Genomic DNA, 22,600 nt, shown 5'->3' with positions numbered 1-22,600 from the left:
TTCAGGCTCTCCAGACGTAGAGCAGCACGAACAGGATGATCCAGATCACATCCACGAAGTGCCAGAACAGGGACGTGGCGATGACGCCTTCTTCACCGCCGTCGTAATTGCCGGGAACGAAGGATTTGGCCAGCATCAGGCCCATCAGCAGGATGCCGGTGAGCACATGCAGGCCATGGAAGCCGGTGAGCAGATAGAAGGTGCCGCCGAAGGTGCCGGAGGTGAAGCCGAAGCTGAGGCCGCGCCACTCCACGGCCTGGCCGTAGAGGAAATACGCCCCCATGGCCATGGTCAGCAGCCAGAAGCCCCGGAACAGCCAGATCTTTCCCCTGCCCTTGAAATGCTCGGCCACCACCATCGTGAAGGAGCTGGAGACCAGCACCACCGTGTTGATCAGCGGCAGGCGCCATTCGAGGCCGTCCACACCGGCGGGCAGCCAGTCGATGGCGGAGAGGCGCAGGAGGGCGTAGCCGCTGAAGAACGCCAGGAAGATGACGCTCTCGGAACAGAGAAAGATGATGAAGCCGGTGAGGTTGTGGTTGGCATGTTGGCCCTCGCCGTGGCCGTGGGTCGCGGTGGCGTCGCCGGGGGTGGCGGGGGTGCTGGTCATCGGTTGGCCTCCTGCAGGGTGAGGGCGCGCTCCATCTCGGCCTGGTGCTCCACCAGGGGTTCACCCGTGCCGTAGCCGTAGGGTCGACTGATCACGGTGGGCACATGCTCGCCGAAGTTGTCCTCCGCCGGTGGTGAGGGCAGCAGCCACTCCAGGCCGATGGCGTTCCAGGGGTTGTGGGTGGCCCTGGGACCCCGGGCCCAGGAGCTGATCATGTTGAGCAGGAAGGGGATGATCGACACCCCCAGAAGAAAGGCCCCCAGGCTGGCCAGCACGTTCCAGAAGGCGAATTCCGGGTCGTAGGAGGAGACCCGACGGGGCATGCCCATCAGGCCAAGGGGGTGCATGGGCAGGAAGTTGAGGTTGGCGCCGATGAAGGTGAGCACGAAATGCAGCTTGCCGAGGCCCTCGTAGGGCATGCGGCCGGTGAACTTGGGGAACCAGTGGTAGATGGCGGCGAACACGCCCATGACGGCGGCGCCATAGATCACGTAGTGGAAGTGCCCGACCACGAAGTAGGTGTTGCTGACGTGAATGTCGATCGGCACGGTGGCCAGCATGATGCCGGTGATGCCGGCGAAGACGAAGTTGAACAGGCCACCCAGGCAGAACAGCATCGGGGTGGTGAGGCGGATCTTGCCCCGCCATAGCGTGCCCAGCCAGGCGAACACCTTCACACCGGTGGGCACGGCGATCAGCATGGTGGTGACCATGAACAGGTTGCGCATCCACTGGGTGACGCCGCTGGGGAACATGTGGTGGACCCAGACGATCAGACCCAGTCCGACGATGATGAAGGAGGCCAGGCAGACATAGACGTAGCCGAACAGGGGCTTGCGGGAATAAACGGGGAACAGCTCCGAGAAGATGCCGAACACCGGCAGGATGATCACATACACCGCCGGGTGCGAATAGAACCAGAAGAAGTGCTGATAGAGCACCGGATCACCGCCGCCTTCGGGCCGGTAGAACGAGGTGCCGACGCTCAGATCCATCAGCAGCATCACGGCGCCGCCGGTGAGGGCGGGCAGGCCGATCAGCTGCAGGGTCTGGGCGGCCAGGGCCGTCCAGCAGAACACGGGCATGCGGAAGAAGCCCATGCCCGGCGCCCGCATCCGCAGGATCGTGGTGACGAAGTTCACCGCCCCCATGATGGAGGAGATGCCGGAGAGGGCCACGGCCAGCACCCAGAGGAATTCGCCGTTGATCAGGTGACCGAGGGGGTTCTGGAGACTTACCGGCGGATAGGACCACCAGCCGGAGGTGGCCGGGCCGCTGGGCACGAAGAAGCTGACGATCAGCAGGATGCCGAACACCGGCACCAGCCAGAAGGCGGCGGTGTTGAGCCGGGGGAAGGCCATGTCGGGGGCACCGATCATGGTGGGAATCAACAAATTGTTGAGCCCGTTGAGCACCGGAAAGATGAACAGGAACAGCATGATCGTTCCGTGCATCGTGTAGAGGCCGTTGTACACGGTGCGATCCACCAGATCGGCCTCGGGGGTGATCAGTTCGCCCCGCATGATCATGGCCAGTAGGCCACCGACCAGGAAGAAGAAGAAGGCCACCACGATGTACTGGATGCCGATCACCTTGGCATCGGTGCTGAAGCCGAAGTAACGCCGCCAGGAGGCGGGCGGTTCGGGGGAGAGGGCGGTGCTGGTCATGGCCTCAGGCGTCGTGGGGAAGGGAGCTGGAACCGGGGGCGTTCACCTGGGGCGGGGGGGCCGGCACCACCGTGGGCCAGCCGCCGTGGGGGTTGGCCTGGCGGCCGGCGTACTCGTCGGCCGCGACGCTGAGCCCGCGCTGCAGGGGGGCGGCGGCGGCCTGCTTCAGCCACGCGGCATGGTCGTCGTCGGTCTCGACCACCACATCGGCCTGGTTGGCGGCGAACCAGGTGCCGCTGAACTGGGAGTCGCGCAGGCGATAGCGCCCCAGGCGTGTGGGGGTGAGGCTGAAATCGATCGCCCGGCCGGGGATCACATCCTGCTTGAGCCGGAAGGCCGGGATGAAGAAGCCGTGCAGGACGTCCTCGGAGACCAGCCGGAAGGTGACCGGCCGATCCAGCTCCAGATGCAGCTCGGTGCTGGAGACGTTCGCGGCGGGGTAGCGGAACTCCCACGACCACTGCCGGGCGATCACCTCAACGTCTTCAGCCGGCCCCTGGCCCTTCGGGGTGCCCATCGCCATCGGCTGGGGTCCGCCCAGATGGATGTGCTCCATCGGGCCGAGCACCCCCAGCTCGGTGTTCACCCGGATGGCGTACCAGGCGATGGCCATCACCAGCACCAGCGGGATGGCGGTCCAGATCACCTCGAGGCGCGTGTTGCCCTCAATGGGCTCGGCATCGCTCTCGTCGTACTTCTCGGCCCGGTGCACGAGCATCACCCAGGCCATCACCGAGATCACCCCCAGGAACACGAAGGTGCCGATGCCGGTCTCGAAGCTGAACAGACCATCCACCAGCGGGGCGGCATTGGAGGCCTGGACCGGCAGCCAGCGGAGCGACTGCCCCGCCACCCAGACGCTGATCAGCAGCAGCAGCCCCACCCAGAGGGCCAGGGCGACGAGGGCAAAGGGGCTGGGGCGACGCGGGGGGGCGGAGGTCATGGCAGGGGGCCCTCAGGGAAGGGCGTCGCGGAGGTCGGCGCCGTTGGCCAGGAGCTGGTCGGCGGTGATGTGGACACCGAATTCGGCCGCCAGTTCGGCGCCGAGGGTGCCGTGCAGACCGATCACCAGGAACAGGGCCAGGCCCACCAGCAGGTAGAGCCACTGGACCTGGCGGCCCATATCCCGGCGCCAACGAAAGCGCTGGTAGCCGCGCCAGACGGTCATGGCGATGATCGCCAGCAGGATCGCCACCCCGCCGACGCCATGCCAGAGCATGGTCTCCATGCTCTGGAGGCCGATGCTGCTGGTGACGCCCGGCAGGGGCACCGCCAGCAGCATCTCGAAGAAACCGGCCGCCACGGTGAAGAAACTGACGATGGCGCAGGCCAGCAGGTTGTACCAGCCGACGTCGTGGAACCCGGCCCGGGTGATCGGCAGGGCCAGGAAGCGGAACACCCGCTTCTCAAGGGGATAGAGAGCGCCGACGACGTCGAAGGCGATGGCGATCACGAACAGGCCGATCGTGAAGTGGACCAGATTCGGATGGATCGGCAGGCTGTAGGGCAGGTCGTTGGGCCCCAGCCAGTCGCCCAGCTGCTGGATCGGGGCCTCGGCCGGCAGTCGGGAGGGGGCCATCAGATCAGCCCGGCCCGTTCAGCGGCCACCACCGGCACCGTGTGCAGGCCGTACACCCAGATCAGCTGGTTGCCCAGGGAGACCTGCACCACCACCAGGGCGGCCAGCACCCCACCGGCGGCGAGGAAAGGCAGCGGCAGGCTCTCGGGGTCCCGGTTGCGGAGCACGTAGCGCCAGCCGGTGAGCACCGAGAGGATGCCGGCCAACGACCATCCCAGGGTGCTGTGCAGGTTGAGGATCGCCCGGGAGGCGCCATAGGGATCGGCCAGGCCCGCCTCCACCTGGCCGAAGATGATCGCCACGAAGATGGCCCCGGTGGCGAACAGCAGATTCCAGAAGCTGACTTCAAACAGATTCGGCCGCCGCAGCACGACACCGATCAGATCGAAGACCACGCTGATCACCGCCATGGCGATGACGAAATGGACCACGATCGGATGAATCGTGTCCATCCAGGGCAGGTTGTGATCATTGAGGGCTGGCAGCAGCTGCTGCATCGGGCACCGGCCGGGGAGTGCCCCTTCACCATGGCCAGACCCCGGCGGCTGGCCTTGGTCTGTGACATTTTGTTGATGAAGTGTGGGGATACGCCGACGCGGCGGCGGGGCCCAGGCTTCAGTCCCGATCGCTGGCTCCGAAGGCCTGCATCAGGGCATCGCCCCAGCTGTTGATCGCCTCCAGGCTGTGGTCCGGGGCGCTGGCCACGGCGGCGGCATGGGCCTTGAGGAGCGTGCTCTTGCTGAAGTCGTGGCCATGGCGGCTGGCCAGCGCGACGATGTCGTCCAGTCCGCTGGCGGCGTGAAGCTTCTCGCGCAACTGCCCATCGGCGGCGACGTTGCTGACGAAGGCCTGGAGGGCGGAGAGCGTCACGGGCAGCCGGAGGTGGGGAGCTCTGCATCCTGGCAGGACAGCGCCACCAGGGCTGGCGATTGCCCCTACCTTTCGGATAGACAGAGCGGCCCATCGATGCCAACGGAACGCTTCTTCCTTGAGCTTGAGCCGAGCGAAGCCGTGATGAAGAGCTGGCCCCATGTGGTGATCGTGGGTGGCGGTTTCGCCGGCCTGAAGGCGGCCCACCGGCTGGCCGGCCAGCCGGTGCGGGTGACCCTGGTGGACAAGCGCAATTTCAATCTTTTTCAGCCGCTGCTGTATCAGGTGGCCTCCGGCCTGGTGTCGGAAGCGGATGTGGCGACGCCCCTGCGGCTGCTGCTGGCCAAGGCGGCCAATGTGCAGGTGCTGCTCGGTGAGGTGGTCGATCTCGATGCAGCCTCGCGGGAGGTGGTCTTCAACGATCGCCGCCTGCGTTACGACAGCCTGATCCTGGCCACCGGTTCGGGCAGCACCTATTTCGGCCATGAGGAGTGGCGGGAACTGGCGCCGCCGATGAAGATCCTCGAGCACGCCGATGAGATCCGGCGGCGGGTGCTGACGGCCCTGGAGGAGGCCGAGCAGACACCGGATCCGGATCGCTGCCGCTTTCTCCAGACGGTGGTGGTCGTCGGCGGCGGCCCCTCCGGCTGCGAGCTGGCCGGATCGATCAATGAGCTGATGCGCCACGCGGCCCGGCGCGACTTCCGCCAGCTGGACCCCGGGCTCTGCCGCGTGGTGCTCGTCGATCCCGGCGACCGGCTGCTGCGGGCCATGGATGCGTCGCTGTCCAAAGCGGCCGGCGACTACCTCGTTTCCCGCGGTGTGGAGCTGGTGCTGGGCGGACGGGTGCAGAGCATCGAGGCGGGCCGGCTGACGGTGGCCTTCAAGGCTCCGGCGCCGGGAACCCCCGGCGAGCGGGTGCTGGAGGCGGCCACCATCTGCTGGAGCGCCGGGGTGCGTGCCTCCCACCTCGGCAAGCTGCTGGCGGAGCGCACCGGTTGCACGGTCGATCGCGGCGGGCGGGTGGTGGTGGAGCCGGACTTCTCGATCGCCGGCCATCCGGAGATCCGGGTGGTGGGCGACCTCTGCTCCTATTCCCACACGGCCGACGGCAAGCCCCTGCCGGGCATGGCCGGCCCGGCGGTGCAGATGGGGGGCTGGGTTGCCCAGGACCTGCTGGCCCAGCTGGCGGGTCAGCGCCAGGCCCCCTTCGGCTGGTTCGACTTCGGCAGCATGGCCGTGATCGGCCCCCTCTGCGCCGTCGCCGACCTGCGGGGCCTCAAGTTCACCGGCCCCCTCGGCTGGCTGCTCTGGGGGCTGGCCCACCTGGCCTTCATGCCCGCCAACGAGAACCGCCTCTCCCTGCTGACCAAGTGGCTCTGGATGATCGCCACCCAGCAGCGGGCCAGCCTGCTGATCACCGGCCGGCCCGACCAGCACATGGGGGTGGAAGTGGGCCTGGAGCGGGCCGAACGGGTGGAGACACCTGCGGCGGCGGCCGATGCGGAGCAGCCGGCGGCAGCCTGACGGCTCAGAGGCCGGGGCTGCTGTGCATCAGGCCGCCGTCGGCGAAGATCGTGGTGGCGGTGATGTAGCTGGCGGCGTCGCTGGCCAGGAAGCCCACCACCTTGGCGATCTCCTCCGGCTGGGCCATGCGGCCCATGGGGATGGCGGCGTTGAGCCTGGCCAGCAGCTCGGGATTGTTCATCGTGGAGTCGTTGATGGGGGTGGCCACGGCGCCGGGGCCCACATTGACGATGGTGATGCCATGGGGTGCCAGCTCCAGGGCGGCGGTGCGGGTGAGCATGCGCACGCCGCCCTTGGCGCAGCAGTAGGGGGTGTTGTCGGGCATCGGCCAGTCCTCGTGCACCGAGGAGATGTTGATGATGCGGCCGCCGCCCCCCTGGGCGATCATCTGCTTGGCGGCGAACTGGGTGGCGAAGAAGACGCCGCGCAGATTGACATCCAGAACCTTGTCGAAGTTGTCCGGGGTGGTGGTGAGGATTGAGGTGCGGGTTTCGATGCCGGCGTTGTTGATCATCACATCGAGCCGGCCGTATTTTTCCACGGTGGTATCCACCAGGCGCTGCAGGTCATCAAGCTTGCCCACATCGGCCTGAACCCCAAAGCTGCTGCCGCCATAGGCGCCGATTTCACGCTCCAGTTCTTCGGTGGCTTCGGGATGGGAGCGGTAATCGATCACCACCTTGGCGCCGAGTTCGGCCAGATATTCCACGATCGATTTGCCGATGCCGCTGTTGCCACCGGTGACGATGGCGACCTTGCCCTGCAGCAGGGTGGAGAGGGCCTTGCCGGCCAGGGGGTTGGAGCTCGTCATCGGTTGGGGCCGGGAAAGGGATGTGGGAGTTGTCCACGGTTTCATCCTAGTGACGACCACTGAAGCGGCCCAGGGTATGGATCGTTCCCGCGATGGACAACGCACCATCCAGTTGCGGTGAACGTGGCGTCACGCCTGACGGCCCCTAGTCTGTGGCGCAAGCCAGTGGAACCAGCCCGATGGACGGCGACGCGTTGCAGAGGCCGGTCACTCCTTCGGTGACCCGGGGCGCGGCTCTGCTGGTGGCGGCCTTCCTGGCCAATACGTTGCAGAGCGCGTTTGCGCGGGCGGTGGGCAGCGGCATGGATGCCCTGATGTTCACCTGGCTCACGTTCGTTCTGGCGCTGGCCCTGCTGATTCCCCTGCTGGCCAGGCGCGGCGGCCGCGATCTGCCGACGCGGGTGTTTCCCCTGCACCTGCTGCGTGGCGGCATGGGCATGGGCGGGTTTCTGCTGTTCATGTCGGCGGCCCAGCTGGTGAATCTTGTCAATGCCAATGTGTTGCTGAACACGACACCGATGTTTATCCCGCTGCTGGCCTGGCTGGTGCTCAGGCAGCGCATTCCCCCCAGCCTCTGGAAGGCCCTGGCGGTGGGATTCGCCGGGATGGTGATCGTCGTTCAGCCCAACGCCAGCCTCCTCGACAAGCCCGGTGATCTGCTCGGTCTGGCGGCAGGATTCGTCTGCGCCATCGAGTTTCTGGCGGTGAAGGCCCTGGGCAGGAGTGAGTCTGCCCTGACGCAGCTGGTCTATTTTCTGGCTATCGGCGGCCTGGTCTCCAGCCTGATGATGATGGGCCGCTTCCACGCCATCTCGCCGGATCAGTTCCTGTGGGTGCTGGCCTCGGCCCTCTGCCTGCTGAGCTTCCAGTTTTTGCTGATCCGCGCCTACAGCTATGCCGATCCCAGTGCGATCGGGGCCTTTCAGTATTCCTCCGTGGTCTTCGCTGGCCTGATCGGCTGGATCTGGTTCGGCCAGGTCCCCAATGTCGGTGTGGTGGTGGGAACGGTGCTGATCTGTGTCGGCGGGGTGCTCAGCCTGGTGGGACAGAACCCCGCGGCAGCCCCTCAGCGATGACCCTTCCCCACATCGACAGCCTCGGATTCACCACGGCCGATGCCGAGGCCAGCGCCGCCTTCTTCGAGACCTGCCTGGGCTTCCGGCGCCTGGGGGAGGCCGTGGTGCTGGAGGGCGGCCCCTACGCCCAGCTGGTGGGCCTGCCCGGAGGCCGCCTCCGGGTGCTGCGGCTGGCGATCGGCGCCGAGGTGCTGGAGCTCACCGAGGTGCTGGCGCCGGGACCCGGCGCCCGTCCAGGGCGGCCGATTCCGGCTGGTTCCCGCAGCAACGACCGCTGGTTCCAGCACGCCTGCCTGGTGGTCAACAGCCTGGAGGCGGCCCTGGCGGGGCTGCAGCCGGCCTTCGCCGCCGGCCGGATCACGGCGATCTCCTCGGCGCCCCAGCGGCTGCCGGACTGGAATGTGGCCGCTGCCGGCATCGTCGCCTTCAAGTTCCGCGATCCGGACGGCCATCCCCTGGAGCTGCTGCAGTTCCCCCCGGACAAGGGCGAGCCCCGCTGGCATGCGGCGGTCCCCGGCCCAGTGCTGGGCATCGACCACAGCGCCATCGGCAGCGCCGACACGGCCACCAGCGCCCGCTTCTACGGCGACCTCCTGGGTCTGGCCGCCGGCGGCGACGGCGTCAACAGCGGCCCGGAGCAGGACGGCCTCGACGGACTGGCGGGAACCTGGGTGCGCATCACCGGCCATCGCTGCCCCAGCGGCGCCGGTGTCGAGTGCCTCGACTACCGCGAACCCACCGGTGGCCGGCCGATGCCCGCCGACCAGGGCCTCCAGGACCTGGCCCACTGGCAGCTGCGCCTGCGGGTGGCGGACCTGGAGGCCATCGCCGGCCGGGCCGGGGCCCTGGGCGGCCGGGTGATCTCGCCGGGGATCGTCGCCCTGGGGGAGCAGGCCGGCTGGCTCGGGGCTAGCCGGGCCCTGCAGCTGGCGGATCCGGATGGCCATCGCCTGCAGCTGCTGCAGGACTGAGGCCCGCCACCAGCACCACGATCGAGCGGGGGCCCAGGGTGTAGGCGTCCGTCCCGAGGGCCGGCGCGCTGCTCCAGGCCACGATGTCCTCCGGGCTGGGCCGGGAGGTGTCGATCCAGCGGCGCCAGTGCGCCTGGTCGCCATCGGCGCCGGGCAGCCGGAAGTGCAGCGGCTCCCACCAGGCGTTCACCATGGCGTGCCAGCGGAAGCGGCGGTCGACGCTGGTGATCGTGGCGGCGAAGGAGTGGGAGCTCTCGCTCCAGTCGGGCTGGTCGGGCTCGACGCCATGCCAGCGGACGTGATGGCGCCGCCCCAGTTCGCTGAGGCTGAGGTTGCGGGCGTGGATCACCACATCGCGGCTCTGGCGGTAGGCGAGCAGCTCCCGCACGAAGCGATGCAGGTCGGCGTTGCGCTCCAGCAGCGACCAGTCGAGCCAGCTGATCGCGTTGTCCTGGGCATAGGCGTTGTTGTTGCCCTGCTGGCTGCGGCCGAGCTCATCGCCCATGGCCAGCATCGGCGTGCCGACCGCCAGCAGCAGCATGGTCAGCAGGTTGCGGCTCTGGCGGGCGCGCAGGGCGAGGACCTCCGGATCGGCGGTGGGTCCTTCGACGCCGCAGTTCCAACTGGCGTTGTCGTCGCTGCCGTCGCGGTTGCCCTCGCCGTTGGCCTCATTGTGCTTGGCGTCGTAGCTGACCAGGTCGGCCAGGGTGAAGCCGTCGTGGCAGGTGATGAAGTTGACGCTGGCCTCTGCTTCCCGCTGCTTGTGGCCGTAGATGTCGGGGCTGCCCATCAGCCGCTGGCCGGCGCTGGCCGCCAGGCCCCCGTCGCCCTTGACGAACCGGCGCAGGTCGTCGCGGAAGCGGCCGTTCCACTCCTGCCAGTTGTCGCCGACGAAGCTGCCCACCTGATAGAGGCCGGCGGCATCCCAGGCCTCGGCGATCAGCTTGGTCCCGGCCAGCACCGGATCGGTGTCGATGTCCCAGAGGATCGGTGAGAGGGGGGTGGGCCGGCCGGTCTGGTCCCGGTCCAGCACCGAGGCCAGATCGAAGCGGAAGCCATCGACATGCAGATGCTGCACCCAGTGACGCAGGCTTTCGCGGATCAGACGCCGCACCACCGGGTGGTTGGCGTTGAAAGTGTTGCCGCAGCCGGTGTCGTCGATGTAGGTGCCGTCGTCGTTCTGCAGGTAGTAGTCGCCGTCCGCCAGCCCGCGGAAGCAGAAGCTGGGTCCTTCGGCGTCCCCTTCGGCGGTGTGGTTGAACACCACATCGAGGATCACCTCGATGCCGGCGCGGTGCAGCGCCTTGACCAGGTCGCGGAACTCGTCGATCACGGCCAGGGGATCGCTGCTGCAGGCGTAGCCGGGGTGGAGCGCGAAGAAGGAGACCGGCTGGTAGCCCCAGTAGTTGCGCAGGCCGGCGGGGGCCGCCAGCGGATCGAAGGCGAACACCGGCAGCAGTTCCACCGCCGTGATGCCCAGGTCCTGGAGGTAGGGGATCCGGCTGATCAGGCCCCGGTAGGTGCCCGCCTGATCCGGCGGCAGGCCGGCGCTGGGGTGGGCGGTGAAGCCGCGCACGTGCAGCTCGTAGATCACCGTCTCGCGGGAGGGCCGGTGCAGGGGGCGATCCCCCTCCCAGTCGTAGGCGAGCGGGTCGGCCACCACGCTCTTCATGGCGGTGCCCCAGTCGCCGGCGCTGCTGCGGCCGGGGGCGCGGCCATAGCCCGGCGGCATCGCCAGGGCCAGCCCGTGGGGATCGAGCAGCAGGTTGGCCGGATCGAAGCGCAGACCCAGCTGGGGCAGCCGGGGTCCCTCGACGCTCCAGCCGTAGGGCTGGCCCGGCCCGATTCCCTCCAGCCGGCAGTGCCAGTAGTCGCCGGTGTGGTGCCGGTCGGGATCGAGGCGGATGCGGTGGCTGGGCACGGCATCGTCAACGCGCGCGAACAGGCACAGCTCCACCGCCGTCGCCCGCCGGGCATAGAGGCTGAAGTTGACGCCGCCCTCGCTGACCGAGGCGCCCAGGGGGGCACTGCTGCCCGGGGACGGCAGGGCCGCCGTGCATGAGGTCATGGCGTCGGCAGGGGTGGAGGGGACAGGGGGTCCGCCCACCGCATGATGGCCAGGGCCCACGGTTTCGCCCGGTCCCGTCGCGGCGCCGTCCGCCGACCCTGCTTACGTTGGGCCGGCAAGCCCTCCAGCTGGTGCGTCCGCCGATGGATCTCGAGATCGTCACCCTGCTCGTGCCCACCGGCCCGTCCCTGGCGGCCGGTGCCGCTCTGCTGGTGCTGCGGCTGTTCGTGGGGGTGGCCTTCATCCGCCACGGCTGGCCGAAGCTGCGCAACCTGCGCACCTGGGCGACGGCGATGAAGACGCCGGAATGGCTCTGCTTCCTCTCGGCGGCCTCGATGTGGGGCGCCGGGATCGCCCTGATCCCCGGCCTGCTCACCCCCCTGGCGGCCCTGGCGATCCTGGTGTCGATGGCCTACGCCATGGTGCTGGAGCTGGTCTCCGGGTTCCCGTTCATCGCCCCGGACCCTTATCAGATTCCCGAGGGTGACTACGCCGGCCCGATGGGTGTCGGCGAGCCGCCCAGCTGGGAGAAGGCGGCCATGTATGTGGTGATGTGCCTGGTGCTGATCACCTGCGGCGGCGGCCTCCTCTCCCTCGACAACCTGCTGATCGCCGACCTGCTGGGCGCGGTTCTCTGAGGGATCCCGCGGGTTCGGGAGGGGATCACTCCCGCTCCGGCGCTGCCGCGGGGTGATGGTCCTCCCGCTCACCGCCCCAGTATTTGAAGGCCAGCAGGGCCAGGGTCACCACGGCCATGCCGGCGCCGGGGAAGAAGATGTCGGCGCCGGCGACGGAGTGGGAGGGGTCTTCAGGATCGAAGCTGTTGAGCAGCTCGAGGAAGGAGATCGCCATCGCCAGGATGATGAAGTTGGCGAACATGCCCTTCACTTCGTGGAAGTTCCGAAAGCTGAGGGTCTTCGGCAGTTTCAGCTCGCTGATGAACAGCGAGAACATGCCGATCGCCAGGGCCAGGCAGCCCGTTCCCACCAGCAGCAGGTCGATCCCCTCGAGGATGTCCATCTCGAAGCGGTTGAGATCCACCAGGTCGGTGATGCTGACCAGGGCCAGCCGCAGCTGCTCCAGGATCAGCCGGCTGCCCCGCAGGAACAGGGCCAGGCAGCTGGCCAGCAGCGCCAGGATCGGCACCAGGGTGAGGTAGCGGGCGCGCAGGAGCAGGCGGTGGAGCATGGCGTTGCGGTGTGGCGGGGTTTTCAGGGCAGGGGGGGCAGCCGCGGGCAGGCTTCCACCAGGGTGCGGGTGATCGCCGCCTGGGGATGGGCCAGCAGCGCCGCACCGGCCCCCTGCTCGACGACGCGACCACCGTCGAGCACAAGGACCCGATGGCAGAAGCCGCCCGCCACGGAGAGGTCGTGGGTGATGAACAGCAGGCCCAGACCGAGCTGGCCCTGCAGGCGCCGCAGCAGGGCCAGCACGTCGGCCTGGACCTCGGCGTCGAGCATGCTGACGCTCTCGTCGCAGAGCAGCACCTGGGGGCCGAGGATCAGGGCACGGGCGATCGCCACCCGCTGCTGCTGGCCGCCCGAGAGCTGGCGGGGCAGGCGGTTTTCGAAGGATTCGGGCGGATCCAGCCCCACCAGGGCCAGCTGCTCCCGGGCGCGGCGGCGGGCCTCCGGACGGCGGGCCAGCCCATGGATCAGCAGGGGATCGGCCACCGCCTCCCCCACGGTCATCTGGGGGTTGAGGCAGGCCAGGGGATCCTGGAAGACCATCTGCAGCCGGCGCCGGGCCCGCCGCAGGGGGCGCCCCCCCAGGCGCCGCAGGTCGACCCCCTGGAGCCGCACCGCCCCGCCCCGCACCGGCGCCAGCCCCATCAGGGCGCGGCAGAGGCTGCTCTTGCCGCAGCCTGAGGCCCCCACCACGCCGATGGTCTCGCCCTCGTGCAGGGTCAGGCTGATCCCATCCACCGCCTTGATCCAGCGGCGCTGCCAGGGTAGAGAGGGCAGCGGGTGCCAGCTGCGCAGCTCCTCCACCTCCAGCAGCACCGGCGCGGCGGCGGGGGCCTGGCTGCGCCCGCCCTCCCGCTCCCGGGCGGCGCCCACCAGCCGCCGGGCCAGCGGCGAGGCCGGCGTCGTGAGCAGCCGGTGGCTGGGGGCCTCCTCCACCAGGTGCCCCTGATCGAGCACGGCGATGCGGTCGCACCAGCGGCCGGCCATGGCCAGGTCGTGGCTGATCAGCAGCAGGGCGCTGCCGGTTTCGGTGCAGAGCTCGCTCAGCTGGGCCATCACCTGGCCGGCCACGGCCACATCCAGGCTGGTGGTGGGTTCGTCGGCGATCACCAGGGGCGGCTGCAGGGCCATGGCCAGGGCGATGGCCAGGCGCTGGCGCATGCCGCCGCTGAATTCATGGGGGAAGCTGCCGTAGCGCTCTGGGGGGATCCCCACCCGGGCCAGCAGCTCCCGCGCCCGCTCGCGGCCCCCGCCGCGGTGGGCGGCCAGGGTGTCCCGCAGGTGCTCGCCGATGGTGAGCAGGGGGTTGAGCCGGGTCATCGGGTCCTGGAAGACCAGGCCCACCGCCTCGCCCCGCAGCCGGCGCAGGGCGGCGCGCCTCAGCCGCCGCGGGTCCTGCCCCGCCAGCAGCAGCTCCCCCTCGCATTGGCTGCCCGGGGGCAGCAGCTGCAGCACGGCCCGGGCCACGGTGCTCTTGCCGCAGCCCGAGGGGCCCACCAGGGCCAGCCGTTCGCCGGCGCTGAGGGTCAGGTCGAGCCCATCGAGGGTGGGCCGTTCACTGCCGGGATAGCGCACCTGCAGACCACCGATCCGCAGCACCGGGGCCGCAGGCTGGGACGGGGCGGGCAGGGCCATGGACGACACCGGCGGCGCCCAGTCTGGATCGCCGAATGCGCAAATCCCCGGGTTCGTGACGATTGCCCCATACCATGGGGGGACCCTGAAGGGTGTGATGCTGAGGGTGGCACCGGATCAAGGTTCCTCTCCGCTGGCTTACGCCTCGGCCGAAACTTCTGCTGGAGAGGTGACATCGCCGGCGCCGCCGGAGCTGGCATCCATTCCGGCCCCCGAACGCGACTACGGCGTCCCCCTGCCGGCCTGGCTGCGCCAGAGCCTCCAGCAGTTCCCGCCCGCCGGCGCGGAGTCGCGCCCGGTCGATCCGGAGGCCCTGGTGGCCACGGCCTTCGACTTCGCCTACCAGCTCCACGACGGCCAGTTCCGGGCCAGCGGCGAGCCTTACATCGTCCATCCGATCGCCGTCGCCGGCCTGCTGCGCGACATCGGCGCCAGCGCGGCGGTGATCGCCGCCGGCTTCCTCCACGACGTGGTGGAGGACACCCAGGTCACCCCCGAGGAGATCGAGGAGCGGTTCGGCGAGGAGGTGCGCGCCTTGGTGGAGGGGGTCACCAAGCTGGGCGGCATCCATTTCACCAACCGCACCGAGGCCCAGGCGGAGAACCTGCGCCGCATGTTCCTGGCCATGGCCAGCGACATCCGGGTGGTGCTGGTCAAGCTGGCCGACCGGCTGCACAACATGCGCACCCTCGGCGCCCTCAAACCCGAGAAGCAGCAGCGCATCGCCCGGGAGACCCGCGACATCTACGCCCCCCTGGCCAACCGCCTGGGCATCGGCCGCTTCAAGTGGGAGCTGGAGGACCTGGCCTTCAAGGTGCTGGAGCCCGAGTCCTACCGGGACGTGCAGCAGCAGGTCGCCACCAAGCGCAGCGAACGGGAGGAACGGCTGGCCACCACCGTGCAGCTGCTGCGGGACCGGCTGGTGGCGGCGGGTCTGCAGGACTGCGAGGTGAGTGGCCGGCCCAAGCACCTGTACGGCATCTGGAGCAAGATGCAGCGCCAGCAGAAGGCCTTCCACGAGATCTACGACGTGGCGGCCCTGCGGATCCTCTGCCCGAGCGTCGAAAGCTGCTACCGGGCCCTGGCGGTGGTGCACGACATCTTCCGGCCGATCCCCGGACGCTTCAAGGACTACATCGGCCTGCCCAAGCCCAACGGCTACCAGTCCCTGCACACGGCGGTGATCGGCCGGCACCGGCCGATCGAGGTCCAGATCCGCACCACCGACATGCACCAGGTGGCGGAATACGGGATCGCCGCCCACTGGAAATACAAGGAGGGGGGCTCGCCGGCCGCCGGCGACACGGAACGCTTCAACTGGCTGCGGCAGCTGGTCGACTGGCAAAAGGACGACGGCGGCGAGGACAGCAGCGACTTCCTGGCCTCGATCAAGGAGGACCTCTTCGACGAGGAGGTGTTCGTGTTCACCCCCAAGGGGGATGTGGTGGGGCTGCGCAAGGGCTCCACCGCCGTCGATTTCGCCTTCCGGATCCACTCGGAGGTGGGCAACCACTGCCAGGGCGTGCGCATCAACGACCGCCTGTGTCCCCTGGCCACACCGTTGCAGAACGGCGACTTCGTGCAGGTGATCACCGCCAAGAACGCCCACCCGAGCCTCGACTGGCTCAACTTCGTGGCCACCCCCACGGCCCGCAACCGCATCCGGGGCTGGTACAAGCGCAGCCACCGCGACGACAACATCCAGCGGGGCACCGAGATGCTGGAACGGGAGCTGGGCCGCGACGGCTTCGACGCCCTGCTCAACGGCGAGGCGATCGCCCGGGTGGCCAAGCGCTGCAACCTGATGGGCACCGAGGACCTGCTGGCGGCCCTCGGGTTCGGCGGCGTCACCCTGCAGCAGGTGCTCAACCGCCTGCGGGAGGAGGTGCGCCTCAGCACCGCCGCCGCCGCCCCTGTTCCCACCAATGAGGAGGTGGCCGCCGGCGTGGCCGCCGCCCAGCCGCGCCACGTGCCCCACGGGCACCTGTCGACGAGCCCGATCCTGGGCCTCGAAGGACTCGAATACCGCCTGGGCGGCTGCTGCAGCCCCCTGCCCGGGGAGGCGATCGTGGGCACCGTGGCCCTGGGCAACCACGGCATCACCATCCACCGCCAGGACTGCGCCAACGTGCCCCAGGTGCCGGTGGAGCGGCGGCTGCCGGTGCGCTGGAACCCGCTCGGGGAGGCCCAGCAGCGGCGCTACCCGGTGCGGCTGCGCATCGAGGTGCTCGATCGGGTGGGGGTGCTCAAGGACATCCTGATGCGCCTCTCCGATCACCGCATCAACGTCAGCGATGCCCGGGTGCGCACCAGTGCCGGCAAGCCGGCCCGCATCGACCTGCGGGTCGAGCTGCTCAGCGCCGCCCAGCTGCGCACCACCATGGACCAGATCCGCTCGATGGCCGACGTGCTCGACCTCTGCCGCACCGGCATCGGCTGAACCAGCCGGTGGCCCGTCAGCCCTGGGCGGCCGCCCGGCGGGCGCCCAGCAGCACCTGTTTCATGCAGCCGTTGGCCTGGAGGGTCAGCGCCAGCAGATAGGCCGCCAGAAACAGAATCCCGCCCACCGCGGCCAGCAGGCCCAGGCCCAGCCCCTGGACGGAGAAGTCATGCCTCCAGGCCACCCAGAGGCCCGTGAGCAGCAGCAGGCCGAGGAAATCCAGATCGAACTGCCCGGGCCAGCCCATGGCCCGAACATCCAGGACGAAGACACGCACCAGGTCGATGCCGTGGTGCGCCACCACCACCGCCGTGTAGCCGGCCACGGCCAGCCACAGCAGCACGAGAGCGGCACGAAAGGCGGCCATGGTGAGAGATTCCCGGGGGCACCTGGGAAGTCTGGAACGCTGTGCCGGATTTTGCTGCTCCCGCGCCGATCCACCGGAGTGACCGGCGAATCAGGCCCGTCCGTCACTTCATGATCAGCACGTCCACCCCGGGCGATCGACCCCGCACCATCACGCCCACGTCGTGGTCGCTGCGGTGGAACTGCAGATTGATCTCCTCCTCCCCCAGCCGCAGTCCGTTGATGTCGAGCATGTTCAGGCCCCTGGGCAGGCAGGGGTTGTGCAGGCGCACCTGCACCCGGTTGCTGCCGTGCTCCCGCTCGATCGCCATCCCGGTGATCGCCTCCAGCAGGCCGAACACGCTGCCGCTGGCCCAGGCCTGGGGGCTGCAGGCCACCGGGTAGAAGGTGGGCCCCTCCTCCTCCCGGCGCTGGAAGCCGCAGAACAGCTCCGGCAACTGGAACATCGGCACGGCACTGGCGGCTTCGAACAGGCCGGTGAGGATCTGCAGGGTTTCGGAGCGGTGGCCGTAGCGGGCCAGGCCCATGCCGATCAGGGCGTTGTCATGGGGCCAGACGGAGCCGTTGTGGTAGCTCATCGGGTTGTAGCGGCTCTCCCGTTCATCCAGGGTGCGAATGCCCCAGCCGTTGAAGCTGCTGGGGGCCATCAGCTGCCGTGCCACCGCCGCCGCCGCCTCCGTGGAGGCGATGCCGGTCCAGAGGCAGTGGCCGGCGTTCGAGCTCCGGACCCGGCAGGGCTGGCCGTCGCCGTCGATGGCCAGGGCGTAGGAGTCGATCGAGGGCGACCAGAAGGCCCGGTGGAAGCGGTGACGCAGGGCCGCGGCCTCCTCCTGCAGCCCCTCCGCTTCGGCGGGCCTGCCCAGGCGATGCAGGATCGCGGCGAAGGCGCGGCGGGCCCCATAGGCATAGGCCTGCACTTCGCACAGGGCGATCGAGCCCTCGGCCAGCCGGCCGTCGGCGTGGTGGATGGAGTCGTCGGAATCCTTCCAGCCCTGGTTGCGCAGCCCGTTCTCAGCCACCCGCAGGTAACGGAGGAAGCCATCGGCGCTGCCGGCCTCGGCCCTGTGGATCCAGGCCATGGCCGCCTGCAGTTCGGGCAGCAGGCCGGCGATGAAGTCCCGGTCATCACTGCGGCAGAGATAGTCGCCCGCCAGCATCAGAAACAGGGGCGTGGAGTCGACGGCTCCGTAATACCGGGAGAACGGAACTTCCCCGAGCGCCGCCATCTCTCCGAGCCGGGATTCGTGCAGGATCTTGCCTGCCTCCTCGTCATGGGCGGGGTCATCGGCCAACGCCTGGTGGTTGGCCAGATACCCCAGCACCCCCCGCGCCAGCCGGGGTTCCACCATCAGCATCTGGCGCGCCGTGATCAGGCCGTCGCGACCGAAGGGACAGCTGAACCAGGGCACCCCGGCGTAGGGGTAGAGGCCATCCTCCACCTGGCTGGCCAGCAGGTGCACATCGGAGAAGGAGCGCATCAGCCAGCTGTTGAAGGCCGGGTTGTCGCTGACCACCGAAGCGGCGCTGCGCCGGGCCTCCCGGAAGCGCTGGATCGTGGCGGCCATGGCGGCGTTGTAGTGATCCTCCGCGACCAGCGGCACGGCGAGGGGATGGAAATCCAGCACCAGGAAGAGCCGCCGGGTCTGCCGGGGTTCCAGGGTCAGCTCCAGACCGATGTGTTCCGCGCCCACGTCGTGCACGGGATCGCTGAGCCGCAGGACCGTCATCCGATCCTCCCCGTCCAGGCCCCCGTAGGTGAGCTCCAGGTTGCCGTCGACGCCGCGACGGACGGTGCGGCCGCGCTCCGCCCGCGGGTATCCCCGCACCTCGAAGATGTCACGGAAGTCCGCATCGAAGCGCACGGTCAGCGGCATCGCGACCCGCCGGTCTCCGTAGCTGGTGAAGCAGAACTGCTGCAGGCAGGCGGTGGCGGTCAGGACGGTCCTGCGCTCCAGGTGGACCGTCATGGCCGGCGCGCTGCCGGCGCCACCTTCGTTGTTGCTGAGGTGGCTCACCAGCACGCCCACGGCGCCGAGCTCGGTGGAGCTCAGCACCAGCGGCGGCCGTCCCCACAGCAGCACCTGCAGCCGGCTGACATGGCGGGTGCCGCGGTGGAAGATGCCGGCCTCGTGCTGGAGGTCCGGGCAGATCTCCCCCCGGGAATCCAGGATCGCGAAGGTTTCCTCGTTCTTGAGAACGAAGGGAGGCAGCGGATCAGGCATGCACCGGCGTCCGGTGGGCGGGGCCATGGCAGCGGCGTGCCTGGATCAGGTGCCGGTAGAGCTGTTCGTAGTCCTCGGCCTGGCGGGTCACTGAGAAGCGCACCTCAAAGTGGCTGCGGACCCTGGCGCGGTCCAGCTTCTCCACCTGGCCGACGGCGGTGATGGCCTCCGCGATCGAGTCCACCAGGTAGCCGTTGACGCCCTCGCGGACGACCTCCGGGGTGGAGCCGTTGCGCCAGGCGATCACCGGCGTGCCGCAGGCATTGGCCTCGATCATCACCAGACCGAAGGGTTCGGGCCAGTCGATCGGGAACAGCAGGGCGAGCGCCTGGCCGAGGAGATCCTGCTTGCCGGCGTCATCCACCTCCCCGATGAATTCCACCAGCGGGTTGTCGTTCAGCAGCGGCTTGATCCGCTCATGGAAGTAGGGGGTATCGACGGGATCGATCTTGGCGGCCACCTTCAGGGGCAGGCCCACGGCCGTGGCAATGGCGATGGCGCGGTCGAGCCGCTTCTCGGGCGAGATACGCCCGACAAAGGCCAGGTAGGGGCTGGGCCGGGCCTGGAAGCGATAGAGATCGGTGGGCAGGCCATGGTGGACGGTGCCGAGCCAATGGGCTTCCGGAACGGGGAGGCGCTGGTTGTCGGAGATGGACACCAGCGGGACCCGATCGAAGTGGCGGTGGAGCAGCCTCTGCTCGGGCGCATCCAGCGGGCCGTGCACGGTGGTGAGATGGGGCACCCCCAGCAGGTCGGCGAGGGGGAAATGGCCGTGGCCGTTGTGGAAATGGAGGACGTCGAAGTCATCGAGCCGGCGGATGACATGGTCCAGCTGGATCTCGGTATGCACATGGGCGTCCGCCACCCGGCCGCTCAGGCGCAGGGCCTCCGGGACACAGGGGAAGAGCTGGGCGCTGGTGAGGGAGTCGCCGCTGGCAAACAGCACCACGTCGTGGCCGCGGCGGACGAGTTCCTCGGTGAGGTAATGAACGACCCGTTCGGTGCCTCCATAGCCAAGGGGTGGGACCCTCTCATGGAGAGTGGAAATCTGTGCAATTCTCATATCAATCTCTTCGCGCTTTTTTGAGACCCGATGGCGAATTTTTCCTCCACCTGGAAAAACCCTACCTCGAAAAGTTTCAGGTGAGTGATTTTTCGGCGGATCTGCTGCGGGCGCTGGGCGTCATCACCCGCGCCACCCAGAGATCCGTGGCCATGGCCATCATGTCGTGGGCACTGCTTTCAGAGAAAGAATCGCCTTGGCCGTATAGCGGGGCTGCAGTATCTGGCGCAGGCCTGCCATCCCCAGGCGAGCTCCCAGGGTCCAGATCACGAACCACGTGCGACAGATCCTGACTGTGACCAGCCCGCCTTAATCGGCGCGCTCTCGCTCCAGGATCCTGCCCGTCGCCGCATCGATGGTGATCACGCTCCGGCCGCCCGAGCCCGCGACATCGGCGTCCCAGACCCTGCGGCCATTCTCCGTGTCCAGATCAATCGCGATCACCCGACCTCCGGGGACGGCGGCTGCGGCCGTCCTGATCGCCTGCTGGACGGTGATCGCCGGTCCGGGGCCCAGGGCCTCCCGGGGGAGCGACTCCCGCTCCTGCCGGAGGATCGCCCCTGTGGTGGCGTTGAGGTAGATCTCGCTGCCGCTGTTGTCGGGCCTGCGGACCAGCACCTCCCACACCGCCTGGCCGCCCTCGGTGCCGGGATCGATGTCGACGACGGTCCCTCCTGGGATCCGCTGCAGGGCGATGGAGGCTGCCCGGGCGGCGGTGATTCCGGCGCTGTTGCCGGCTTCGCTGGCCTGTCCCACATGGGGAGCCAGCGCCAGTCCCACGGCAAGGGCGAGTGCGGGGAGGGAAGCGGTGACCCGTCGAGCCATGGGAATCGTTCTTCGGCGCATCAAGGTAGGGTCTCCTGGCCGGTTACCGACCGAGACTCAGCGCCGCTCCCGGCTGCGCGCAGGGCCCGCAGCAGTGTCTCCCCCCGTGGCGACAGGCGGCGTCCCGGCGCAGGGCGAGGCGAGGATCGGGGTGCAGGGGGCCCAGGGCGATGCGGTAGACCTCGCCTTCGTGGCCACGCCGCCATTCGTCCAGCAGTTCCGCCGCGCTGATGGTCTCCAGGGCCACCGGATCGACGGACGCCATCTCGAGTTGTCCCACCGGCGTCAGCAGGGTCCCTCCGGCGCGTACCGAGGGCCGTCGCCAGCGCCGGAAGGCCAGCGTGATCGCGCCGCTGCGGAGGCCCTCGTGAAAGGCGCTGCGAAAGAGCATGGCTGCTGCGGGCTGCCGGCCCACGGGTGATGGTGCGAGGGGGACGGGTTCCAGGGTCTCCCCGGCTCCGGCCGCGCCCCGCTCCCTAGGGTCGGCCCGGCCACCGCCCACAGCCATGTCTGCCCGCCCCAACCCCCTGCTGGGGCTGCCCTTCGAGGGCGCCCTGGAGGATCTCGGGCCCGCGTACTGGGATGTGGTGGAGGCGGCGGCGTTTCCGCTGACGCGCCTGCGGTTCCGCAACGATCCCCTGCTGCACCAGCTGGGTCTCGACCCGGCCAGCGTCAGCGACGACGACCTGGAAGCGGCCTACGGGCGATTCGAGGGCCGCGCCCCCCTGCTGGCCCTCCGCTACCACGGCCATCAGTTCGGCACCTACAACCCCCTGCTGGGGGACGGCCGCGGCTTCCTCTATGGCCAGCTGCGCGATCGCCACGGCCAGTGGCAGGACCTGGGCACCAAGGGGTCCGGCACCACCCCCTGGAGCCGGGGCGGTGATGGCCGCCTCACCCTCAAGGGGGGCGTGCGGGAGGTGATCGCCGGCGAGGCCCTGCACCGCCTCGGCGTCACCACCAGCCGCACCCTGTCCCTGGTCGAGACGGGTGAAGATCTCTGGCGGGGCGATGAACCCTCCCCCACCCGCAGTGCGGTGATGGTGCGCCTGGCCCGTACCCACCTGCGCTTCGGCACCTGCGAGCGACTGCTGTTCCGGCGCCAGCCGGCCCAGCTGGAGCGGCTGCTGCGCCATGTGGTGGCCGTCCACTACCCGCACCTGGCGGCGATTCACAGCGACGGCGAGCCGTTGCTGGTGGCCTTCTATGGCGAGCTGGTGCAGCGGCTGGCGCGGCTGTCGGCCGAATGGATGGCGGCGGGCTTCACCCACGGGGTGCTCAACACCGACAACATGTCCCTGGCCGGCGAGAGCTTCGACTACGGCCCCTTCGCCTTCCTCGAAACCTGGGATCCGGGCTTCACCGCCGCCTATTTCGACCACGACGGCCTCTACGCCTACGGCCGCCAGCCGCTCGTCTGCCGGCACAACCTGCGGCTGCTGCAGGAGCCCCTGGCGATGCTGCTGCCCCGGGCGCCCCTGGAGGCGGCGCTGGAGCCGTTCGGCGAGTTCTACGACGCCCACTACCGCCGTTGTCTGCTGCGCCGCCTCGGCATCGACGCCCCCATCAGCGCCGAGGCGGCCGCCGATCTCCCCGATCCGGTGGCCGCCACCCTGCGGCTGCTGGCCGGCTGGCCCGTGGCCTACGGCACCTTCTTCGCCGCCCTGGCCGGCATCGGCTTCA

The 22,600-nt window shown here is 69.2% G+C and carries 21 protein-coding genes; 6 read left to right on the top strand and 15 right to left on the bottom strand.

The features are described 5' to 3' along the window. Position 1: 1 nt before the first annotated feature. From VB737_RS08650 to VB737_RS08625, 6 genes are all read right to left on the bottom strand, one after another. Entirely contained in the window at positions 2–610 is a 609-nt protein-coding gene (locus tag VB737_RS08650) for a cytochrome c oxidase subunit 3 (protein WP_500312458.1), read from the bottom strand. Beyond that, the gene (locus tag VB737_RS08645) at positions 607–2,277 is read right to left on the bottom strand and encodes a cytochrome c oxidase subunit I (protein ID WP_500312457.1); all 1,671 of its coding nucleotides are present in this window, start codon (positions 2,275–2,277) and stop codon (positions 607–609) included. The genes VB737_RS08650 and VB737_RS08645 overlap by 4 nt, the downstream gene beginning before the upstream one ends. 4 nt (positions 2,278–2,281) lie before the next feature. Continuing rightward, the gene (locus VB737_RS08640) at positions 2,282–3,220 is read right to left on the bottom strand and encodes a cytochrome c oxidase subunit II (protein WP_500312456.1); all 939 of its coding nucleotides are present in this window, start codon (positions 3,218–3,220) and stop codon (positions 2,282–2,284) included. A 12-nt stretch (positions 3,221–3,232) separates the two neighbouring features. Then, complete coding sequence (locus VB737_RS08635) at positions 3,233–3,856, bottom strand: DUF2231 domain-containing protein (protein ID WP_500312455.1); 624 nt, start codon at positions 3,854–3,856, stop codon at positions 3,233–3,235. Beyond that, complete coding sequence (locus VB737_RS08630) at positions 3,856–4,353, bottom strand: DUF2231 domain-containing protein (RefSeq protein ID WP_500312454.1); 498 nt, start codon at positions 4,351–4,353, stop codon at positions 3,856–3,858. Before VB737_RS08630 ends, VB737_RS08635 begins: the two co-directional genes overlap by 1 nt. 118 nt (positions 4,354–4,471) lie before the next feature. Further along, positions 4,472–4,726 (bottom strand): Nif11-like leader peptide family natural product precursor, encoded by a 255-nt coding sequence (locus VB737_RS08625; protein ID WP_500312453.1) that lies wholly within the window; start codon positions 4,724–4,726, stop codon positions 4,472–4,474. A gap of 96 nt (positions 4,727–4,822) precedes the next feature. On the opposite strand from VB737_RS08625, the gene VB737_RS08620 reads away from it, so the two are divergent. After that, positions 4,823–6,253, top strand: coding sequence for an NAD(P)/FAD-dependent oxidoreductase (locus tag VB737_RS08620; protein ID WP_500312452.1), 1,431 nt, complete (start codon positions 4,823–4,825; stop codon positions 6,251–6,253). 4 nt (positions 6,254–6,257) lie between these two features. Here VB737_RS08620 and VB737_RS08615 read toward each other — a convergent pair whose 3' ends face one another. Beyond that, on the bottom strand, positions 6,258–7,064 hold the full coding sequence (locus tag VB737_RS08615) for an SDR family NAD(P)-dependent oxidoreductase (RefSeq protein WP_500312451.1): 807 nt from the start codon (positions 7,062–7,064) through the stop codon (positions 6,258–6,260). Between the two features lie 179 nt (positions 7,065–7,243). Here VB737_RS08615 and VB737_RS08610 point away from each other — a divergent pair, with 179 nt between their 5' ends. Further along, a complete protein-coding gene (locus VB737_RS08610) occupies positions 7,244–8,140 on the top strand; it encodes a DMT family transporter (protein WP_500312450.1) in 897 nt (298 codons plus the stop codon). Further along, on the top strand, positions 8,137–9,111 hold the full coding sequence (locus tag VB737_RS08605; protein ID WP_500312449.1) for a VOC family protein: 975 nt from the start codon (positions 8,137–8,139) through the stop codon (positions 9,109–9,111). The genes VB737_RS08610 and VB737_RS08605 overlap by 4 nt, the downstream gene beginning before the upstream one ends. Here VB737_RS08605 and glgX read toward each other — a convergent pair. Continuing rightward, positions 9,050–11,179, bottom strand: a complete 2,130-nt coding sequence (gene glgX / locus VB737_RS08600; protein ID WP_500312448.1) for a glycogen debranching protein GlgX — start codon at positions 11,177–11,179, stop codon at positions 9,050–9,052. The genes VB737_RS08605 and glgX overlap by 62 nt on opposite strands. A gap of 143 nt (positions 11,180–11,322) precedes the next feature. Here glgX and VB737_RS08595 point away from each other — a divergent pair, with 143 nt between their 5' ends. Further along, a complete protein-coding gene (locus VB737_RS08595) occupies positions 11,323–11,817 on the top strand; it encodes a DoxX family protein (RefSeq protein ID WP_500312463.1) in 495 nt (164 codons plus the stop codon). A gap of 25 nt (positions 11,818–11,842) precedes the next feature. Here the strand turns inward: VB737_RS08595 and VB737_RS08590 are convergent, their stop codons facing one another. Beyond that, entirely contained in the window at positions 11,843–12,367 is a 525-nt protein-coding gene (locus VB737_RS08590) for a YqhA family protein (protein ID WP_500312447.1), read from the bottom strand. A 23-nt stretch (positions 12,368–12,390) separates the two neighbouring features. Beyond that, complete coding sequence (locus VB737_RS08585) at positions 12,391–14,001, bottom strand: ABC transporter ATP-binding protein (protein ID WP_500312446.1); 1,611 nt, start codon at positions 13,999–14,001, stop codon at positions 12,391–12,393. A gap of 97 nt (positions 14,002–14,098) precedes the next feature. Between VB737_RS08585 and VB737_RS08580 the strand changes: the two genes are divergently transcribed. Then, positions 14,099–16,441, top strand: coding sequence for a RelA/SpoT family protein (locus VB737_RS08580; protein ID WP_500312445.1), 2,343 nt, complete (start codon positions 14,099–14,101; stop codon positions 16,439–16,441). A gap of 16 nt (positions 16,442–16,457) precedes the next feature. Here VB737_RS08580 and VB737_RS08575 read toward each other — a convergent pair whose 3' ends face one another. The 5 genes from VB737_RS08575 to VB737_RS08555 form a co-directional block, all read right to left on the bottom strand. Next, the gene (locus VB737_RS08575; protein ID WP_500312444.1) at positions 16,458–16,808 is read right to left on the bottom strand and encodes a hypothetical protein; all 351 of its coding nucleotides are present in this window, start codon (positions 16,806–16,808) and stop codon (positions 16,458–16,460) included. 103 nt (positions 16,809–16,911) lie between these two features. Beyond that, positions 16,912–19,029 (bottom strand): amylo-alpha-1,6-glucosidase, encoded by a 2,118-nt coding sequence (locus VB737_RS08570; RefSeq protein ID WP_500312443.1) that lies wholly within the window; start codon positions 19,027–19,029, stop codon positions 16,912–16,914. Next, positions 19,022–20,092, bottom strand: a complete 1,071-nt coding sequence (locus VB737_RS08565; protein ID WP_500312442.1) for a glycosyltransferase family 4 protein — start codon at positions 20,090–20,092, stop codon at positions 19,022–19,024. Before VB737_RS08565 ends, VB737_RS08570 begins: the two co-directional genes overlap by 8 nt. Before the next feature lie 309 nt (positions 20,093–20,401). Further along, positions 20,402–20,917 (bottom strand): PepSY domain-containing protein, encoded by a 516-nt coding sequence (locus VB737_RS08560; protein ID WP_500312441.1) that lies wholly within the window; start codon positions 20,915–20,917, stop codon positions 20,402–20,404. Between the two features lie 43 nt (positions 20,918–20,960). Continuing rightward, positions 20,961–21,308, bottom strand: a complete 348-nt coding sequence (locus VB737_RS08555; RefSeq protein WP_500312440.1) for an ASCH domain-containing protein — start codon at positions 21,306–21,308, stop codon at positions 20,961–20,963. A gap of 115 nt (positions 21,309–21,423) precedes the next feature. On the opposite strand from VB737_RS08555, the gene VB737_RS08550 reads away from it, so the two are divergent. Then, on the top strand, positions 21,424–22,600 hold a 1,177-nt coding region (locus tag VB737_RS08550), incomplete at its 3' end, for a protein adenylyltransferase SelO (RefSeq protein ID WP_500312439.1).

It is taken from the genome of Synechococcus sp. BA-120 BA3, assembly GCF_034931285.1.
GTDB lineage: Bacteria > Cyanobacteriota > Cyanobacteriia > PCC-6307 > Cyanobiaceae > Cyanobium.
The sequence above is the reverse complement of the archived record's forward strand: the minus strand, read 5'-3'. Positions and strand labels throughout refer to the sequence as shown.

What these genes read in the sequence shown, in the direction of transcription:
- VB737_RS08555 (WP_500312440.1), bottom strand. Translation starts at nt 21,308, where the DNA reads ATGCTCTTTCGCAGCGCCTTTCACGAGGGCCTCCGCAGCGGCGCGATC.
- VB737_RS08590 (WP_500312447.1), bottom strand. Translation starts at nt 12,367, where the DNA reads ATGCTCCACCGCCTGCTCCTGCGCGCCCGCTACCTCACCCTGGTGCCG.
- VB737_RS08595 (WP_500312463.1), top strand. Translation starts at nt 11,323, where the DNA reads ATGGATCTCGAGATCGTCACCCTGCTCGTGCCCACCGGCCCGTCCCTG.
- VB737_RS08615 (WP_500312451.1), bottom strand. Translation starts at nt 7,064, where the DNA reads ATGACGAGCTCCAACCCCCTGGCCGGCAAGGCCCTCTCCACCCTGCTG.
- VB737_RS08640 (WP_500312456.1), bottom strand. Translation starts at nt 3,220, where the DNA reads ATGACCTCCGCCCCCCCGCGTCGCCCCAGCCCCTTTGCCCTCGTCGCC.
- VB737_RS08645 (WP_500312457.1), bottom strand. Translation starts at nt 2,277, where the DNA reads ATGACCAGCACCGCCCTCTCCCCCGAACCGCCCGCCTCCTGGCGGCGT.
- VB737_RS08580 (WP_500312445.1), top strand. Translation starts at nt 14,099, where the DNA reads ATGCTGAGGGTGGCACCGGATCAAGGTTCCTCTCCGCTGGCTTACGCC.
- VB737_RS08635 (WP_500312455.1), bottom strand. Translation starts at nt 3,856, where the DNA reads ATGGCCCCCTCCCGACTGCCGGCCGAGGCCCCGATCCAGCAGCTGGGC.
- VB737_RS08620 (WP_500312452.1), top strand. Translation starts at nt 4,823, where the DNA reads ATGCCAACGGAACGCTTCTTCCTTGAGCTTGAGCCGAGCGAAGCCGTG.
- VB737_RS08575 (WP_500312444.1), bottom strand. Translation starts at nt 16,808, where the DNA reads ATGGCCGCCTTTCGTGCCGCTCTCGTGCTGCTGTGGCTGGCCGTGGCC.
- VB737_RS08565 (WP_500312442.1), bottom strand. Translation starts at nt 20,092, where the DNA reads ATGAGAATTGCACAGATTTCCACTCTCCATGAGAGGGTCCCACCCCTT.
- VB737_RS08650 (WP_500312458.1), bottom strand. Translation starts at nt 610, where the DNA reads ATGACCAGCACCCCCGCCACCCCCGGCGACGCCACCGCGACCCACGGC.
- VB737_RS08570 (WP_500312443.1), bottom strand. Translation starts at nt 19,029, where the DNA reads ATGCCTGATCCGCTGCCTCCCTTCGTTCTCAAGAACGAGGAAACCTTC.
- glgX (WP_500312448.1), bottom strand. Translation starts at nt 11,179, where the DNA reads ATGACCTCATGCACGGCGGCCCTGCCGTCCCCGGGCAGCAGTGCCCCC.
- VB737_RS08560 (WP_500312441.1), bottom strand. Translation starts at nt 20,917, where the DNA reads ATGGCTCGACGGGTCACCGCTTCCCTCCCCGCACTCGCCCTTGCCGTG.
- VB737_RS08610 (WP_500312450.1), top strand. Translation starts at nt 7,244, where the DNA reads ATGGACGGCGACGCGTTGCAGAGGCCGGTCACTCCTTCGGTGACCCGG.
- VB737_RS08605 (WP_500312449.1), top strand. Translation starts at nt 8,137, where the DNA reads ATGACCCTTCCCCACATCGACAGCCTCGGATTCACCACGGCCGATGCC.
- VB737_RS08630 (WP_500312454.1), bottom strand. Translation starts at nt 4,353, where the DNA reads ATGCAGCAGCTGCTGCCAGCCCTCAATGATCACAACCTGCCCTGGATG.
- VB737_RS08585 (WP_500312446.1), bottom strand. Translation starts at nt 14,001, where the DNA reads ATGGCCCTGCCCGCCCCGTCCCAGCCTGCGGCCCCGGTGCTGCGGATC.